Source organism: Lysinibacillus sp. FSL W8-0992, from assembly GCF_038008685.1.
Lineage (GTDB): Bacteria > Bacillota > Bacilli > Bacillales_A > Planococcaceae > Lysinibacillus.
Genome location: NZ_JBBOZQ010000001.1, coordinates 16,519 through 34,270, shown reverse-complemented (window position 1 = coordinate 34,270; position 17,752 = coordinate 16,519). Strand labels below are relative to the sequence as shown.

The window sequence follows — 17,752 nt, the reverse complement described above, 5'->3', positions numbered from 1 at the left end:
ACTATAGACAAACTCGAACAATTTCAAGTTTGTCTATAGTCTTATTAAATTGTGTGAAAATTGTTTGAGTGCCTGGCACATAAAGGTTGTGATTTTCAAGATTATTTATTCTATATACTATAAGAATAGGGGGGATGAAGAATGACTATGTGCTTCTAAAAGAAATTGTGTAAATAATCTATGTTAACGAGTAAAACGTTAAAATAATTATTAGATGGGGAAACTAGGTTAAGTGCAAATAGTTTATTTTTGAAAAAAGAACGTACACTCTTTTTTTTTACCTAAAATAAGAACATATGCTCTATTTATTATTAGGAAGTGAATGTATGCTTCTTACAAAGGAGTGCTTTGAGTGTTGGAAAATAAATGGGATGAAGATAGAATTGAAAAATTTGAATGTGAAAATCGACAGCTATTAAAAAATGATTTGGTAATTTCTTTTTTGAAAATACCAACTAACAAAGAAAAGTACATGGAAACAATATCAAACCCTACTCCAGAGAATATGAAAGAATTAGATATATTATTTAAACATTTCTATTTCAAAATCCGCTTTATTTCTCATATTTCTTCAACTCTAAAGTTTAATTCAATTAATTTCGACAAAAGATTGAGGCTTATACAATCCAGATTTTCTCTTACTTTAGATGCCACCATTAATACTAGTGAAGGACAAGGAACATTTCTCGATTTAGTAGCGGACGAACAAGCAGAAGACCATTTTAGTGGGATAATTTTAAATAATGATTTACATGAATATGTAATAAACCCAATATTGTATGATGCATTAAATTCGTTGACTAAAAAGCAAAAGGAGATCATTAGTCTAGCTTATGCAGAAGGATTAAGCGATACGGAAATTGGACGAAGATTAAATAAAACGCAGCAAGCTGTCTCTAAAACCCATAAGAAAGCTTTGGAAAATATGCTGATTTACATTGAAAGGCAAAAGAAGAATGGGGAAAAAAGGGGGATTTCTGATGATAACAGAACCAACTGATTGGATTATGATAATCGGAAATTTTGGCTTTCCGATTGCAATAACAGTATATCTATTTATTAGATTTGAAAAGAAATTAGAAAACCTTGAACTAAGTATTCATAAGTTATCGGAACGTATTAAAAATTCAAGAAGGGACTGAAGGGAGATGTCACAAGAATTAATTGCCCTAGTAAAAAAATCGAAACATGACGATAAAGCTTTATTAACTGTAATAAATTATTTTGAGCCTATCTTGAAACAGTGCCTTTATCAAACGCATCCACATTTTAGAGAGGATTTACGTCAGGATTTACTTATTAAACTCATCCATACTATAAGAAAATATGATGTCAATTCCGTCCCAGGATTCTGGGATTTGAAGAAACGATATAATGGCCAATAAAATTAGGATGATTACAATTAGTTCTAAAGCGGTCAAATGGGTAAAAATTTTTGATCGTTTTAGTTCTAAACAGTTGTATGCATATTCAATAAATAAAATCGTGGTGGTATAGCCAAGTGGTAATGAACCAGTTTGTCCTCGGTTTAAATCCGAGTGCCCCCTAAAATTGTTGAAAATTGTTTGAGTGCCTGGCACTTTAAAGCACGCTCTATTGTAACAAAGCGTGGCTAATATTACAGGAATGTTACAAAAAGCCGGAATACCCATTAATTAATACCCATATTTTAGCGTTGGTAAACCACAAAACGTTGGTATATCAGCTTTTTTTTTACTTTTAAAACCGTTACACAATTGAAAAATTAAAATACCATCATTTGTGATAGTCTATGTATAGGCAAAAAAGTTCCTTGAGAGGGGTATAACAAACTTATGAAGAAAAAATGGTTATTACCGATTTTTGCATCTTTTATGTTATTTTCAACAATTCAAATAGATAACGCTGAAGCGGCAACTGCAAATGAAGTTACTGAAACAGCGACGAAATATTTAGGTATTCCTTATGCTTATGGTGGTACAACTACTAGTGGATTAGATTGCTCTGGCTTTACTTCTAAAGTCTTCAATGATTTAGGCATTAAATTGAACCGTACATCAAGCTCACAATATCAGCAAGGTACAGCGGTTGCGAAGAGTGACCTAAAAATTGGCGACTTACTTTTCTTTAACACGAGTGGTAGTGGTATCTCACATGTAGCGATATACATAGGTGATGGTAAAATGATTCACTCTCAAACAGGTAAAGGTGTTAGCTATTCTAGTGTAAACGATCCATATTATTGGAGTTCTCGTTACGTTGGAGCAAAACGCGTAGCGGATTTTGACGCTGAACAACAAGCTGAAGTGACAAAAGTAGCGACTGCTGAAGTTAAGGACGCTGCAATTGACTTTACAGTATATGCTTCACGTGCAGAAGTTGCTGTACAAATAGCAAAAGCTTTAAACTTAGATACAACAGATAAAAATACATCATTTGCTGACGTAAAACCTACTTATGCACATGCTGGTGCAATTGCTGCAGTAGCGAAGTTAGGTATTTTTACAGGTGATGATCACGGCAAATTTAATCCTTCTTCTCCAATGACTCGTGCACAAATTGCAAAAGTTTTAGTAGTAGCTTTTGGTCTTGAGCATAAAGGTGATGTGGTGACATTTGCAGATGTTCCTGAAAATTATTGGGCAACAGAATATATTTCAATACTAGCATCAAACGGTATTACAGCAGGTAAAGATAACGGTAATTTCGGTTATGATGAAATGTTAAAAATTTCTCAACTTGAAACATTTATCGAGCGTGCTAAGCAAGTGAATAAGTAATCAATTTCTACTTCGCTTCGGACAAGGGCTACGTTTGAAGTGAAGCAATGCATGGAAGTTCTTTTAAATAATGTATAAATGGGGAGAGTTTGCACTTGCAGGCTCTCTTCTTTTTATGAATCCATATGAAATGGGGTGATATAAAAAAATGTCGAATAGTTACAATCTATGATAGTTTTATATGTGAATTTTTGTTAAAATGGACACAATAACACGAGAACATGAAGGGAGGAAATAAGACATTGTACTTTAAAAAAATCAGTCTTATATTATGCGTCTTATTCATTTCAGCTTCTATGTTTACGATACATAGTGCAAATGCAAGTGGTGGTTTTGAAGATGTTACCCCAAAGCATGAAGCTTATGAAGAGATCAATTATTTAATTAGTTTAGGTGTTATAAAAGGGTATACGGAAAATGGTAAAACGTATTATAAGCCTTATAATAGCGTAACGCGCGGACAAGTTGCAAAAATGGCTGTTGTTGCTTCTGGTAACAGACCATTAGTTGTCAATAAATCTAACTTTTCAGATGTAACGGTTGGTACCGAGCTTTCGGGTTACGTTGAACGTGCCATACAGTTAGGTTACTTTAAAACAAATACAACTGGACAGTTTTTACCGAACAAGCCTTTAACTCGTGATGAAATGAGTTATGTATTAACAAAGGCATTTAAGCTTGATGCAAGTGAATACGAAAATATGGATTCTCCCTTTGTTGATGTAGGTATTACACATCCTTACGTTCAATATGTAAATACGATTTACTATAATGGTATTACAAAGGGAAGCGGTCAAAATTATAATCCAAATAGCCAAGTGACACGTGCGCAGTTCGCATTATTTGTTGCTCGTGCAAAAAGTGAAAAATATCGTTTAGAGCTACCTGTAAAAGGTGTTACTGTTCCAGATACAACACAGGTTATTGGTTTAATTCAAGTGACAACAGATGGCTTGAATATTCGTAAATCAAAAGACTCGGTATCTAGTTCGAACATAGTAGGTACAGTCGATAAAGGTGGAAAACTATCAGTCTATGCAGTTGAAGGTGACTGGTTAAAAGTAACATATAAAGGTGCATTTGCTTATATTTATAAAACGTACGCACAGTTTTTAGATGCGGACGGTAATGCATTAGGGAATATTCAAAAAGAAGTTAAAACAACACAAGGTATCAATCTCTACGTGAAGGCTAGTTCGTCTTCTAAAACAATTTCAACAATTAATAGTAATGTCAAACTGCCTGTCTACAAAACGGTTAATGGCTATTATTTAACAGTAGTAAATGGCTTGCCAGGATATATTGTTGCAAATAGCACAGAGGATGTGGAAGTAGAACAACCTTCAAAACCAGATCCAACTCCTCCGCCAGTTGCAGGAGACTTACTAGGTCGTGCAACTGTTGGTAGTCTAAATGTGCGCAAAGAAGCGAACTCAACTTCTACAGTATTAGGTAAATTAAATAAGGGCGACTATGTGCATGTTAATAGCATTAGTGGCTATTGGGCTCAAATTACTTTTGATGGACAAACGGGCTATGTGCATAAATCTTATTTAAAACTATTAAACCAAAGTGGTAATGGACTGAAAAATCGTATTATCATTCTTGACCCTGGTCATGGTGGTAAAGATCCAGGAGCTGTAGTAGGTTCCAATTCAGAAAAGGCTATTACTTTAAAAGTTAGCACACTTGTAAAACAGAAACTTGAAGCAGCTGGAGCAAAAGTGTTAATGACACGAACAGGTGACACATATCCTTCGTTGCAAGACCGTGTTGACTTTACCGATGCAAACTATGGCGAAATCTTTGTTAGTATACATGTCAACTCAGCAACTAGCACCTCTGCACAAGGTACTGAAACATATTATGCTGTGACAACTGGAGATATGTATCAAGAAGATATTGATCTAGCTACTTTTGTAAATAACCAAATTGTTAATAACTTAAACATGAAAAATCGCGGTGTTAAAGAGCAACAATATTATGTTATTCGCAACACATTAATTCCAGCGATTCTAGTAGAGCTAGGTTTCCTTACAAATAGTGAAGACCGCGGCAAAATGACAGATGATCAATATATCGAATTATTTGCTGAAGCTATTTATAAAGGGATTTCACAATACTACGCTAAACAATAAAAATAAAGAGCTACATCGTTTCTATTTAGAACGACGTAGCTCTTTTTTTATTGGATGAAAAGTGAGATTCCAGATAATCTATTAGCGCCATCCAAAAGTTATTTAGCGTTCGCGTGAAGTGTGCGATTAACAAATTGGGCAAAGTTTTGACGAGTTACCGTGTTGTTTGGTTTAAATGTTTGATCTGCATAGCCTGTAGTAATATCTAGTGCATAGAGAGCCTGGATATCTTTAAAATAGACATGAGATGTAGGGACATCGATGAATGTATGTTTAGTATAGCCTTGAAGCTTAAAGCCCTTTACAAGTGCATGTGCCATTGCGGCACGCGTCATCGGTTGATGGGCGTTAATTTTGCCATCTTCTAAAGAAATTATTCCATAGCGAACGCCTGTAGCTAGGACTGCATAGCCATAATCACCAGCTTTCATATCGTTGGCGTTCAAGGTAGCTGAGCTTGAAGGGGTGATACCAAGTGCACGTAATACCATTTCAGTAGCTTGTATTCGTGTGAGTGTGCCTTGAGGGTTGAATTTGCCATTACTCCCTTTCACAATACCTAATGCATGTAAGTTTTTAATATCATAATAAGCTCCGTTTGTTGCTAATATATCTTGAAAGAATGGGGCAACCTCAATAGAAGCCTTGTTGGAACCTTTTGTACGTGTGAGCGTTTTAATTTCTGCAATGGTTGCAAATTTTTCGTCAACATTTTTACGATCATCGCGACCTTCTATGAAGGAAGTACGTATCGTATATGTTCCAGCGGCTAAATTTCCGGGCATGAAAATTTGATATTTTTCCGAGTGGGTACTAATATCTTTGCGGTCAGCATTAGTTGTTGTCGCATCGGCAGCAAGACCTGGTAAATAACGATCATGCCCTTTACCGACAACCTGATCGTTCGCATCAAGAATCTCTACTTTTAACGTACCACGAGCTGGCACATTGCCATTGTTCTTTACCGTTACTGTGGAGTAGAAGACGAATTTACCAGACGGCGCTACATAACTTTGCACACTGTCAGAGTATAGCGAAAGATTATAGCGACGTGGCACATCACCATTGTGATTTTCGGCAACCCAACGTAAAGCGTGCTTCATAAATACTTGAGCGTCTAAGTCGCCTTGTGTTGTAGAGTAAGCAACACCGTTTTCGTTATCTTGCCAATTTGCTTTGGCATTAATAGTAATGTAATCATAAATTTTGAATCCGATTTGTACGACTCTACCTTTGCCGTATTGAATGGCATGTGCTGCTCCAAATTCATTTTTCTTCATTGTTTGTGGCTTGTCAGTATAATCGTAATTCGAGAAATATAATAGCGGTGAGGCGGAGCCACCTTGCCAAGGTTTAATGATTTCAACCCACTCTTGATCAGATTTTGTAAGATTTAATTTGCTTTTGCCGAGCTCATTAGTCGCGTTTTGGATAATTGAATGTACTGAATTACTATTGCTAATTGTTGCGTTACCCAATACTATATCGTCGATAAAGCGTGAGTTGAAAACTTCTGATAGGTTATCCCACTCCATGACCCAAGAGTCGACATCATAGATTAATGGGGAGAGATCCATTTGACCAGCCTTTGGAAATTTTGCGGATTCGTTACGAGCTGTTTGGAACGCAAAAATAGCACCGCCACCGTTGCGTACGTACATTTTGACATTTTCGCGTTGTAGATGATTCATCATGACCGTATAAGGAAAGACGATTGCATCATATTGGCTTAAACTTTCTAAACTATTTAAGTCCTTTTCGTAAATTTTCTCTACATTGAAGCCCTGTTGCTGATATAAAAGGAAAGCTTTTAGCTCCTTGTTGTATGTAGAGCTATAATCGACCTTTGGAGATACTGTTTGTCCCTCATATGTACCACCAGGGTGTGTGGAGTTGGCATATTTCTCACTACTTTCAGAGAAAACGATGCCGATTCTTTGAGTTGTAGCTTGGGCTTGTGTCGGTAATAGGAATACAACAAGCGTACAAGCACAGAAAGTAATTAGTGAAATGAATCTCTTCAATAAATCCACATCCTTGTTTTGTTTTTTTCTCAAAAATGGTATTACTTATTTTCATCATACACCCAAATAATGACTGAATCGTAGAGATTTAGGTGAAAATGAAATTTTTGAGCTTTTTTATGTAAAATCCATAGAATACTTTCTATAAGTCTATCCGTATTTATGATATAATAACCTTTGTTTTTGTAGGGAAAACTAAAGAATGTAATAGTGAACAACAACTATTGATTCATGATAGAGGAGGGCAATAACATCTATTTAGATGTATTACATGTATGAATAAACTGAAGCAAGTTTTCACAAAGGTCAATAAGATTGATACGTTTTCACCGTATTTCTTTTTACCTTTTATATTAGTGCTATATTTCTTTACAAGTCTATTCGATTTCCATCGATTTGAATTATTTAATGTTCGAGTATCAATTTTGCCAGCGGTACTAGTAGCACTTATTTGCTATTATATCGGTGTTTATATTATTGATAAATTACAATGGACAATCCCATCATTCGGGTTATCGTTCTTAGGAAAATATATTATTCACATTGTTGTGTTACTAACAATAATCGGTTTAGCTTCTTATTTAATGATGATTTTTGGTGGAGGTTTAGGAATTTCTGATGAATCTAATCGTCGTAATCTCGATCCAAAACTAAACTTCTTTAGCCAATTATTATGGTACGGAATTTTACTGTTATTATCTTACAAAATGATTTTAGAAAAGCATATGACATGGAAAAAGGCATTAGTATACGGCACGATTTTTGCTGTTGTTATGTTCTTGTTCCTATTAATGGGCTATCGTACACCATTAATTATTATGCTATTTACTGGAATTATTATTTTCCACTATGTTGTGAAACGTGTGAAATTAACTTGGTTCCTGACAGCGTTATTTGTAATCGGTGTTGCATTCTCGATGTTTGGTTTCTTACGAGTGGTGACAGAAGATACAACTAAAGAATTCAATAATCGCGATCAACCCGATGTTGAATTGACAGAAACAGAAAAAGAAAAACTGTTAACAGTTGAACAAAAAGTAAATTTAACACCTAAATGGATGCGTTCAATAAATGGTGAAAGTGTTACAGGTCATATCGTATTAAGTAAAATTATCGAATACACGCAAGAAGAGGGCTACTTAAAAGGCGAAATTCATAAAGGTATCTTTAATACGGTTCTTCCTGGTGAGCAAATTTCACCTCGTATGAAGGTAACGGAAGTTGTAAACTCATTGAGCGTGGAAGAAGGTAAATATATTACACGTCCAACAAGAACAACAACGCCTACCTTTATCGGACAATTATTCCTAGATGGTGGCTATGCACTTGTAGCGATTGGCTTCTTACTATATGGTGTATTAATTTCATTAATTTATAATAAAGTAAAACAAGGTGGCATCCGTAGCTTCCACTCAGTAGCATACGCATTTGTCATTACATTGTTTACAGTGTCGATGCACACAGGCTTACTTGATTTAATCTTTATTTTAATGTTAGGTTTTGTAGTAATTGCGTCAGCAATTATAAAAACAGAGCAAAGAAAACTTCGATACTAACAGTAAAGGGCTGTCCTCAATAGGGCAGCTCTTTTATATCGCTTGCAAACCATGCATGTGGGAAGCCCGAAGTGAATCGGGGGATTCCTCCGCTATATCGCGGAAAAAAGGTAATGAATTGCGGAATTCTTCCGCTATATCGCAGAAAAAAGGTAATGAATCGCGGAATTCCTCCGCTATAACGCGGAAAAAAGGTAGTGAATCGCGGAATTCCTAGGACATACCGCGGGAAAAAGGTCTTGAATCGGGGGATTCCTCCGCTATACCGCGGAAAAAAGGTAGTGAATCGCGGAATTTCTCCGCCATACCGCGGAAAAAAGGTAATGAACCGCGGAATTCCTCCGCCATACCGCGGAAAAAAGGTAATGAACCGCGAAATTCCTCCGCCATACCGCGGAATAAAGGTAATGAATCGCGGAATTCCCACGCCATACCGCGGAATAAAGGTAATGAATCGTGGAATTCCTCCGCTATACCGCGGAAAAAAGGTAGTGAATCGCGGAATTCCTCCGCCATACCGCGGAATAAAGGTAATCTACCGCGGAATCCCTAAGACATTCAACGCGAAACCCCGGCTGCACAACGCTGTGTTGTAGGGAATAAAAAGGGACCCTCCAATAAAGTGGAGGGTCCTTTTTTTTATTTCACTGTATCTATAAACTGAATATAGTCTTTACTAATGTAAGCTGAACCTGGGTGGAGCTTATCAGATAGTACTTCATGCCAGCCATTAATGTTTGTATTGATAACAATGACAGGCATACCACTTCTAGCATATGTGAAGAGAGGGCTATTGCTAGTAGAAGTGTCTGTACGTACATTTAAACCTGTAGTTGTTGTTAGGCCGATTGTATAAGGATTTTTTGCATCTTTAAAACCTAACGCTTTTTCAGCACGATAGTAGTGTCCAGCGATTTTAGCTCCCCAGTACGGGTCAGATGCATATTTTACGTTAAAGCCAAGTGCTTTCGAACCAACTACTGCACCGTTTGCATAGTTTTTCCCAGGGGCACCACCTGGTGTAATGTAGTTTGGTTGTAGGAACTTATCAACAAGTTCGTTAATATTAGCAGCTACACTGTCGAATTTTTTATTAAGTGGGTTAGTGTCATAAACATATAAACCAAATAGGTTGTTTAAGTTTTGTGCATGGTCACTCATACCATAAGCACTTTCATGCTGAGCAAGTGACAAAATTAACATTGCGTTAATATGTGAATTTGCCTCAACCTCTTTTAACGTTTGTCCTAAGCCGATGAGCTTACTTTTCGTTGTGGCATCTTTATAAAGTGTAATACCTGTACTTTCCATTTCCGCAAGCTTATTCATAATGTAAGCATCGATTTCTTCTGCTGTATATTGTGTTGTTGCACGAGCAGGTAAAAATTGATAATAGTTATAAGCTTCCCCTTTAGAAGAGCCATTCCCATTTGTGAAGTAAATACCATTCCAGCTATAGTATTTTTCACCCTGCTTCATGAAGGCAGGTGCTTTTCCGTAAACATAGCTTGAAGAATATTTATTTGTTGCGTAATCGTATAGTGTATGTTTAATTTCGCCATTTTCGTTTGAATAGTAAGAACGTCCCTTACTTAATGAAAAGGGAATTAACGTTACATCCGCTTGTTTTAAATAGCCAACTTGACCAGCTAATCGAACTTTCACTTGAGCTGCATCACTGCTGATATATTCCATTTCTGTATTACCAGCAACAGCGATTTGATCTTTAATCGTTTCAGAATAAAGGGCAACATAATTATTCGTCACAACATAGCCAGAAGTCATTTTTACAATTTTATCTTTTTGGACGATAACTTGCGTATTTTTTGTTAATGCTTTATCAGCAGCTTCGAAGCTTGTGAAGCCTTGATTGCCGACTAGTGTACCATTTGAAATTTCTTTAATCGCATAAGTAGAGAAGTCAGCATCAGCATCACCTGCAAGCAGCATTAAACGTTGAATAAACGTTGCAGCTTGTCCAATTGTTGCATTTTTTTCAGGCATAAAGTAGCCATCAGAACCGATAATGATTCCTAAATGAGCACCGATTGCTACGGCAGAGCGGTATTCTTTAATAATGGATGCATTATCTTTAAATGTAATGGATGAAGTACCTTTAGGAATCTTTAAATAATCAATAGCTCTCTCCAGCATAATTGCCATATGCTGTCTTGAAATGGCGGCATCAGGTTTAAATGAACCGTCTGTGTATCCTGTTATAATTCCAGCTGTAGCAGCCAATTGAATTTCCTTTGCATACACATATGTATCTGGAACATCTGTAAATGCCATACCGTTATTTGCTTCGAGATTCATTACCTTTGCTAAATAAGAAGCAAATTCTCCACGTGTGACATTGTCATTTGGTCGATAACTGCCGTTAGCATTCGTTACTAAAGCGTTTTTCGAAATTAAGTAGCGCAGACCATTTTCATGGGCATGCCCTGAAAGTTCATCAGCAGAGGCCATTTGGGGTTGCCAAAAGAGCAAGCTAACTACTGCCATAACCAATGCAATGATTGATAGTTTTTTCATTTTTTTCCCTCCTAAACTTTAACATCATTTTACCAAAGTTAGAGAGTCGCGATAAGGTCAAATATAAGTATTCTCTTAAAATGCGTCAATATAAATAGTTTTTTTACCAATTATATGTAAATGGAAAATAGCTTAAATGTTCCATAGCTATTTTGGCATATTTTTGATAATCTTATAGAAGTAAAACAAAGAAGGGAAGGTGAGGGCTCTACATTTCCTGAGGAGCGCGAAAAAATGAAAAGAATAGCAAAAATTTTACTGATTTTAGTTGTAATGATGTCGATCGTTGTTAGTCCACTAAATGCCTACGCATTTCAAACAGTAAAGAAGGATTACCCACTTTCAAAAGGTGTACAGTATAAACAATATACATACAGTAATACCTATACAAACTCTATTAATCATTTATCGATTAATGTTGGAGATCCGACGACAGAAGTACAATTAGGGATGCCCGCAGCAGTCAATGGAAAAGAATCGACAGTAGCAAATGCGAATCGTCTTTCTCGTGAGGGAAATAGAGTAGTTGGTGCTATTAATGCAAGTTTTTTTAATATGTCAGAAGGTTATCCATTATTTTTACTAGCTAAAAATAATGTTATTTTGAACGGTGGAACAGTTTCCAGCGGTTCCGACCAATATATGAATGTTCCGACGGCATTTGGGATGACATCTGATGGTCGCGGTGTTATTGATTATTTTGATTTTGACGTGACACTTTCCCATAACGGAACGAATTATGAAATGTCAGGCTTAAATCGTGTACGTAATATATATGAAGCTATTATTTACACACCACAGTTTTATAGTAAAACAACAGATACAAATGAATACGGTTTTGAAATAGTGGTAGACACTGGTTCACCGATAACAGAAAACACATTTGGACAAACGTTAACTGGTAAGGTAACACAAATTAAGCCTTATGGATCGAAAGAAAAATTAACGATCCCATCTACAGGCTTTGTTGTATCTTTACAGGGCGGTGAATGGCACAATAAATTAAGCCAAGTAGCTGTTGGTGATGAAATGAGTGTTAATTTTTCAATTGATCAGCTTTGGCAAAATGCACAATTTATATTGGCGAGCGGTCCTTATTTAGTTAAGGATGGTAAACCTTATATTATGATGAGCACTTCAAGCTCACGTGCAAAAGAAGTTGCACCACGTACAGTAGTAGCTACAAGTAATAATGGACAAACAGTGCATTTCATTACAGTAGATGGTCGTCAAAGCCATAGTAAGGGCATGAATATGGTGCAGCTTGCTAATTATTTAGTGGCACTTGGTGTCGACAGAGCTATTAACTTAGATGGCGGTGGCTCTACGACAATGGCTGTTCGAAACTACGGCAGTAATAATGTTGTATTAGCGAATTTGCCATCCAACTCAGGTAATACGCAGCGTCTTGTATCTGCCACACTACAAGCAGTAAGTACGGCACCAACTGGCAAGGCAACACATATTAAATTTACGAATAGTACAAACTACGCTACATTATTAGTAGGTGCTTCGTCGAGTGTAGCTGTTCAATACGTTTTAGATGATAACTATACGACACTACCACTAGATGGTCATTTATCGTTAGCATCTCAAAACCAAAATTTACAAATTAATGGCTTGAACTATACAGCAACGCAAGCTGGGGATGACCGAATCTACATCGGCTATGACGGCGCTGCTGTGCAATCATACCAAGTCAAGGTTGTAGATGCCCCTACAACAATGGCTGTTGCACCAAGCTCTAAAACGGTAGGTGCAGGTGAATCTGTTAGCTTTACGATTGATGCTAAAGACGACGCAGGTAAGCCTATTGTTTATAATCCATCTCAAGTGAAATGGTCTGTAGAAGGTAATATAGGTACAGTTACGAGCGATGGTAAGTTTACAGCGCAAAATCCAGGGGCAACTGGTAAGGTAATCGCTACTTTAGGAACGAAGAGTGTAGCAGCTACAGTTACTGTAGCGAAACCAGCGTTGTTTAAGGACATTCCAAATAATTATGTCTACTATAAAGAGATTGAATATTTAACAACTCACAATATTATTACAGGTCAGGCTGATGGTACATTTAGACCGAATGACAAGCTAACACGTGCACATGCAGCAGTCATTATTAGCCGAGCATTAGATTTAGATACAAAAAATGTGAAAAACCCAAGCTTCAAAGATATTCAGGCAAATCACATATACTATAAGGAAATTGCAGCTGTTGTAGAAGCGGGTATTATGAGTGGACGTGAAGACAATACTTTTGACCCGAGTGCAACATTGACACGAGCGCAGATGGCGAAAATTGTGGCAATTGCATATAAATTAAAAGGAACAAGTAGTATTGCATTTAAAGATGTTCCAAAAGATCATTGGGCTTACACTTATGTGCAACAACTAGCAGCTAACAACATTACGACTGGCTACGACGGTAACATTTATAAACCGAACGAAGCAATCAGTCGAGCACACTTTGGTCTGTTCCTTTACAGAACGATTAATAAGTAAAAGATTTCAAGCCTCGGCATAATAGCGTCCAGATTTTTTCGAGCCTGCTCGAAAAGCACCTCTTAAAACTGTGACCTCGCCGGGGCTTTTAACTTGATTCAGCTAGTGAGTGGACTTGTGATAAAGACAGTAAAAAATGAAGTAGTACTTTTCTGCTGTTTTATGCTATGAATAATGGCTATAAGACGCTAGAAACAGGGAGAATCTCGTAGATATTCGAGGCTCCCTTTTTTTTTACTATTTTTAAAAAGAACGAATAAGTGCAATTGTGGTATAATCTCTGTATTAAAAAGTAAAAGGATGTTTTTTAATGAAAATAGGCATTGTGGGGAATTACGGCAATGATAATAATGGTGATGAATCAATATTATACGGCATTCTTCAACAAGTAAAACAAACATTTTCGGTAACGAGTGACGACATTACCGTTTTTAGCAATAACACAAAACAAACATCCGAGCGTTATGGGGTACATAGCTATCCATTGTATTATAAAAAGGGCAATCTATATAAAACGTTTATCCATACGTATAAAAATAACAAACAGTATGTATCGAACTTTGACCTCCTCATCATTGGTGGCGGTGGTATTTTAATGGATTTTTATAAACGTGAGGCTCATCTTTATGGAACATACGCAATGATGGCAAAACAAAGTAATATTCCCTACATTATTTACGGATGTGGCGCAGGACCACTAGATACAATTTCTGGTAAAATTAGTATTCGTATTATGTGTCGTTATGCAGCAAATATCTCTGTTCGTGATCCTCAGTCTAAAAAACTATTACAAAGTATCGGTGTCAAGAAACCGATTGAAGTGATAGGTGATCCTGCATTTACGTTAAAAGGTGATCGCAAAGATTATGCTGAAAAGCCAAGGAAAATTGGTGTTTCGGCCGTTCCATATTATAATGCAAACTATTGGCCGGAAGGTAATGTAGCAAAATACGATGCATATGTAACAGGTATGGCGAAAAATTTAGATCAAGTAATCTCTGAGCAAAATGCTCACATTACATTTTTTGCAACGAAATTTCCTCAAGATGTAACAGTGACACAAGATATTCAGAAGAAAATGCAGCATCGTGCACATACAGAAATAATTGAGGGAAATCTTGTGCCTGAGCGTTTATTAGAAGTTACAGGAGAGCAAGATATAATAATTGGTACGCGTTTACATTCGCTTATTTTGGCGACCAATTCAGAGACTCCCATTATTGCTGTATCCTATCATACAAAAGTACAAGATTTTATGTCCTTTGTTGGTGCATCAGATCGTTGCTTACAGATGCAGGATATAGAAGATGATGAGAATGCTCTTTCTAAATTAGTTGGTAAACTAAGTAGCAATTGGGAACAGTCAATTGCAGAGACGAAACAAATTGCTACACATATTCATAAAGAGGCCATGTATGGTCAGGAATTAATGAAAAAGGCAGTGACACGTCTATGAAAAAAATACTCGTCATTAGTAATATGTATCCAACATCTGAACATTTATCATTCGGTATTTTTGTAAAAAATCAAGTTACAGCTCTTGAAAAAGCTGGACTAGACGTTGAAATAGCAGTGAATACAAACCCAGCTACAGGCAAGAAAAATACCATTGTAAAATATGCTAAATGGGGATTTTCTACTTTAATGAAGGGTTTGAAAAATCGAAAATCAATCGATATCACACATGCGCACTATGTGTTTCCTTCAGGGATGTTATCGCTACTTTTAAAGAAAATGTTTCGTATACCGTACATTGTTACTGCTCATGGTGGAGACATTGAACGTATGGCAAAGAAAAGTGCGAGAATTCGCAACTGGACAGCGAGTATTTTACGTGAAAGTGAGCATGTCATTGCAGTAGGTCCTGTGTTAGCACAACAAATTGAGCAAGACTTTGATATAGCTCCCGACAAAATCTCAGTAGTTAGCATGGGCGTGAATCGTGAAGTATTTTCACAAGGTAGACAAGCAGAAGTACGTCAACAATTGCAATTAGCCAAAGAGCCTTTTGTTTTTCTATTTGTAGGAAATGTCATTAAGCAAAAGGGTGTTGAAGAGTTACTGCAGGCATTCCAAATGTTAAAAACGAAAGTGGAGCGTCCTATAGAGCTAATTATTGTAGGTTCTAGAAGAGATGAGGGATTTTTCCAATCTTTGCAACCATTCTTCAGTGAAGACGTCAAATTTATAGACCCACTAAAACAACAGGAACTTGTAAAGTGGTTCCAGGCAAGTGATGTCTTCGTTTTACCATCACATTTAGAAGGATTCGGACTTGTAGCATTAGAGGCATTAGCGACAGACACACCTGTTATCGCTTCTAAAGTAGGTGGCCTCGTATCACTACTTGGTGAAGGTGCAGGGCATTTAGTGGAGCCTGAAGACGCAATCGCTTTATCTGAGGAGATGCTGCGTGCAGTGAACACCCCGAAAGAACAATATATGAATCGTGAAGCGGTCGAAAAAGTATTAGACGTTCACGATGAAAAAAATATAACAGCAAGATGTATTGCCATTTATAAGTCGGCCATTAAAGGTAGGGATGACTTATGAATAAATTTATAAAAGTTGTAGGGGCCGTTGCGATCATTAATATCGTTGCCCGTGTATTCGGCTTTTTACGTGAAATGATTATCGGTTACCAATATGGTAGTACACATATTGCAGATAGCATCTTCACAGCTTATACCATTCCGAATTTTTTATATTTAGTAGTAGGTGGGGCTTTTACAACGGCCGTTATCTCGATTTATAATCGGGAAACGACAGACCGAGCATTATTTGTAAAACAGTCCTTTACGATTGTATTGTTAACAGTTACCATTATGACTGTCATCTTGTTAGCTTTTACAAACCCAATTATGGACATATTTAACCAAGATAAAAATACGAATGATTATACTCCAGGTGAATTAGGCTTATTAAAAAACTTGTATTTCTGGATGATGCCGTCATCTATATTACTTGTTTTATCTTCTTGGTATAGCGGCTTACTGAATGTGAATGAAAAATTTCACTTATCAAGCTTTGCCATTTTAATTTACAACGCCATTTTCTTAGTAATTGCTGTTGGATTATCTCTTTGGATAGGACCAATTGGGTACGGTATTAGTGCTTTAGCTAGTGCGGCGATTATGGTGTATTTCTTAATAGTCGGCTATCGTAAATTAGATTCCCATAAAGTTGGGTTTTCATTTGAACAGAATATGTCCTCAAAGCAACTTTGGCTTATGGTTTTACCAATTATGCTCGGAGGAGCGACGATTCAACTTTATGCATTATTACAGCGTGTATTTGCAGGAATGCTTTCAGAAGGGGCAGTTGCAGCTGTGAACTATTCTTCCAAGCTGATGCAATTCCCGCAAGCTATTTTAATTACAGCTGTTACAACGGTAATTTATCCAATTCTGAGCCAAAAAGAAGCCAACAATGACCTTGCTTCTATTAAGAACCTGTATTCAAAAGGTTTACATTATCTATTGTTGCTACTTATACCAGTAACAATATATTCTTACTTCTACTCAGAAAACCTTATACAAGTTATATTCCAATATGGTAAATTCAATGCTGACTCGACTGCCATTACAGCACCTGTCTTAGCAATATTCGTATTATCCATGTATTTCTTAGCTGCGAATACGTACATTACGCGTTTTTACTATGCAAAAGGCGACTCGATAGCACCAGTTATTTTCAGCTTAATTAATGTCTTTGGTGTCAATATTGCCGTCATTATGCTAATGGTGGACAATTACGGTGCTGAAGCAATTGCTTGGGGTACATTAATTAGTTCCATTACAAACTATATTATGTTAGTTATTTATGCGATACCTAAGTATGACTTAAAAATGGGTATATTCAGCAAAGAGCTGCATTTTTTCAGAGCGATGCCGCCAATGATTATCATTACAATAGTTATGTATTTCTCAAGCCATTATTTAGTGTTTGAATACAAGTGGCTAACATTCATTGTAGGACTAGCTATTTTTATCGCTGTCTTTGTTGGCTCTTACTTAGTATTTGGCATTACTGAAGTAAAAGAATATATAGATAAACTAAAAAAGAAGTTATTAAAACAATAAAAAATGATAAGGCTGTGTAAACAGTCAGATAATAAAAATTACCATTTTTTATTTATTAAAAATATGCTTATTTTAGACAGATTATTTTTTAAAAAGCATGCCGAAAATACTTCCGGCATGCTTTTTATATTGTATTTAAAGCCTGTGAAAGTACATTTG

At 36.4% G+C, this 17,752-nt stretch carries 13 protein-coding genes; 10 read left to right on the top strand and 3 right to left on the bottom strand.

The genetic code is table 11. The features are described 5' to 3' along the window. The first annotated feature begins 352 nt into the window (after window positions 1-352). The 5 genes from NSQ74_RS00135 to NSQ74_RS00115 all read left to right on the top strand — a co-directional run bounded on the left by NSQ74_RS00135 (window position 353) and on the right by NSQ74_RS00115 (window position 4,897). On the top strand, window positions 353-1,000 hold the full coding sequence (locus NSQ74_RS00135) for a sigma factor-like helix-turn-helix DNA-binding protein (protein WP_340820919.1): 648 nt from the start codon (window positions 353-355) through the stop codon (window positions 998-1,000). Further along, window positions 981-1,142 (top strand): YvrJ family protein, encoded by a 162-nt coding sequence (locus NSQ74_RS00130; RefSeq protein ID WP_340820918.1) that lies wholly within the window; start codon window positions 981-983, stop codon window positions 1,140-1,142. The genes NSQ74_RS00135 and NSQ74_RS00130 overlap by 20 nt, the downstream gene beginning before the upstream one ends. A gap of 6 nt (window positions 1,143-1,148) precedes the next feature. Then, a complete protein-coding gene (locus NSQ74_RS00125; protein ID WP_340820917.1) occupies window positions 1,149-1,385 on the top strand; it encodes a helix-turn-helix domain-containing protein in 237 nt (78 codons plus the stop codon). Window positions 1,386-1,814: 429 nt separating this feature from the next. Further along, window positions 1,815-2,759 carry a C40 family peptidase gene (locus NSQ74_RS00120; RefSeq protein WP_340820916.1) on the top strand — a complete coding sequence of 315 codons (945 nt, stop codon included), beginning with the start codon at window positions 1,815-1,817 and terminating at the stop codon, window positions 2,757-2,759. A gap of 242 nt (window positions 2,760-3,001) precedes the next feature. Next, window positions 3,002-4,897 (top strand): N-acetylmuramoyl-L-alanine amidase, encoded by a 1,896-nt coding sequence (locus NSQ74_RS00115; protein WP_340820915.1) that lies wholly within the window; start codon window positions 3,002-3,004, stop codon window positions 4,895-4,897. A gap of 98 nt (window positions 4,898-4,995) precedes the next feature. On the opposite strand, the gene NSQ74_RS00110 is transcribed toward NSQ74_RS00115, so the two are convergent. Further along, window positions 4,996-6,921, bottom strand: coding sequence for an S-layer homology domain-containing protein (locus tag NSQ74_RS00110; protein WP_340820914.1), 1,926 nt, complete (start codon window positions 6,919-6,921; stop codon window positions 4,996-4,998). Window positions 6,922-7,196: 275 nt separating this feature from the next. On the opposite strand from NSQ74_RS00110, the gene NSQ74_RS00105 reads away from it, so the two are divergent. Next, entirely contained in the window at window positions 7,197-8,477 is a 1,281-nt protein-coding gene (locus NSQ74_RS00105; protein ID WP_340820913.1) for an oligosaccharide repeat unit polymerase, read from the top strand. Between the two features lie 213 nt (window positions 8,478-8,690). Here the strand turns inward: NSQ74_RS00105 and NSQ74_RS00100 are convergent, their stop codons facing one another. Continuing rightward, window positions 8,691-8,993 (bottom strand): hypothetical protein, encoded by a 303-nt coding sequence (locus NSQ74_RS00100; protein WP_340820912.1) that lies wholly within the window; start codon window positions 8,991-8,993, stop codon window positions 8,691-8,693. 123 nt (window positions 8,994-9,116) lie between these two features. Next, window positions 9,117-11,012: an S-layer homology domain-containing protein gene (locus NSQ74_RS00095; protein WP_340820911.1), complete on the bottom strand. Its 1,896-nt coding sequence runs from the start codon at window positions 11,010-11,012 to the stop codon at window positions 9,117-9,119. Window positions 11,013-11,246: 234 nt separating this feature from the next. Between NSQ74_RS00095 and NSQ74_RS00090 the strand changes: the two genes are divergently transcribed. The 4 genes from NSQ74_RS00090 (at window position 11,247) to murJ (ending at window position 17,593) form a co-directional block, all read left to right on the top strand. Further along, window positions 11,247-13,511, top strand: a complete 2,265-nt coding sequence (locus tag NSQ74_RS00090) for an S-layer homology domain-containing protein (protein ID WP_340820910.1) — start codon at window positions 11,247-11,249, stop codon at window positions 13,509-13,511. A 310-nt stretch (window positions 13,512-13,821) separates the two neighbouring features. After that, window positions 13,822-14,967: a polysaccharide pyruvyl transferase family protein gene (locus NSQ74_RS00085; protein ID WP_340820908.1), complete on the top strand. Its 1,146-nt coding sequence runs from the start codon at window positions 13,822-13,824 to the stop codon at window positions 14,965-14,967. Continuing rightward, complete coding sequence (locus NSQ74_RS00080) at window positions 14,964-16,064, top strand: glycosyltransferase (RefSeq protein WP_340820907.1); 1,101 nt, start codon at window positions 14,964-14,966, stop codon at window positions 16,062-16,064. The genes NSQ74_RS00085 and NSQ74_RS00080 overlap by 4 nt, the downstream gene beginning before the upstream one ends. After that, on the top strand, window positions 16,061-17,593 hold the full coding sequence (murJ, locus tag NSQ74_RS00075; RefSeq protein ID WP_340820906.1) for a murein biosynthesis integral membrane protein MurJ: 1,533 nt from the start codon (window positions 16,061-16,063) through the stop codon (window positions 17,591-17,593). The genes NSQ74_RS00080 and murJ overlap by 4 nt, the downstream gene beginning before the upstream one ends. The last annotated feature ends 159 nt before the right edge of the window (window positions 17,594-17,752 follow it).

What these genes read in the sequence shown, in the direction of transcription:
- NSQ74_RS00105 (WP_340820913.1), top strand. Translation starts at nt 7,197, where the DNA reads ATGAATAAACTGAAGCAAGTTTTCACAAAGGTCAATAAGATTGATACG.
- NSQ74_RS00080 (WP_340820907.1), top strand. Translation starts at nt 14,964, where the DNA reads ATGAAAAAAATACTCGTCATTAGTAATATGTATCCAACATCTGAACAT.
- NSQ74_RS00100 (WP_340820912.1), bottom strand. Translation starts at nt 8,993, where the DNA reads ATGGCGGAGGAATTCCGCGATTCACTACCTTTTTTCCGCGGTATAGCG.
- NSQ74_RS00125 (WP_340820917.1), top strand. Translation starts at nt 1,149, where the DNA reads ATGTCACAAGAATTAATTGCCCTAGTAAAAAAATCGAAACATGACGAT.
- NSQ74_RS00130 (WP_340820918.1), top strand. Translation starts at nt 981, where the DNA reads ATGATAACAGAACCAACTGATTGGATTATGATAATCGGAAATTTTGGC.
- murJ (WP_340820906.1), top strand. Translation starts at nt 16,061, where the DNA reads ATGAATAAATTTATAAAAGTTGTAGGGGCCGTTGCGATCATTAATATC.
- NSQ74_RS00120 (WP_340820916.1), top strand. Translation starts at nt 1,815, where the DNA reads ATGAAGAAAAAATGGTTATTACCGATTTTTGCATCTTTTATGTTATTT.
- NSQ74_RS00090 (WP_340820910.1), top strand. Translation starts at nt 11,247, where the DNA reads ATGAAAAGAATAGCAAAAATTTTACTGATTTTAGTTGTAATGATGTCG.
- NSQ74_RS00085 (WP_340820908.1), top strand. Translation starts at nt 13,822, where the DNA reads ATGAAAATAGGCATTGTGGGGAATTACGGCAATGATAATAATGGTGAT.
- NSQ74_RS00095 (WP_340820911.1), bottom strand. Translation starts at nt 11,012, where the DNA reads ATGAAAAAACTATCAATCATTGCATTGGTTATGGCAGTAGTTAGCTTG.